We start from the raw sequence: 250 nt of genomic DNA on the forward strand, positions 1-250 counted from the left end.
TCGCAAGCAATGCCACGGCGCTATAGACCTTGGCGCCTTCGGCATTGATATCCTGAGCAGCTGAAATAACGACTTCCTTTCCAGCCTCGATAGACGAGCTGACAGCGACATCGTTTTCGCTCTCGCTCATCTTCGAACTCTTCTTGCCCCACGCCCCTTTCTTGGCCTTGGAGTAATAGGAGTAATCGGTATTTTCAGCGGTCTCCAGATTCAGGTCATTGCCTGCGTAAAGATAAGCCTCATCCCCCGC

Annotated in this window: 1 protein-coding gene; it reads right to left on the bottom strand. The window is 52.4% G+C overall.

All coding sequences use genetic code 11. The annotated features are described in order from the left end of the window. Positions 1–250 (bottom strand): hemagglutinin repeat-containing protein (locus tag SB771_RS35970; RefSeq protein WP_410722158.1); only part of this gene is annotated, 250 nt, incomplete at both ends.

The sequence above is a fragment of the Burkholderia sp. SIMBA_051 genome (genome assembly GCF_046534915.1).
In the GTDB taxonomy this organism is placed as follows: domain Bacteria; phylum Pseudomonadota; class Gammaproteobacteria; order Burkholderiales; family Burkholderiaceae; genus Burkholderia; species Burkholderia ambifaria.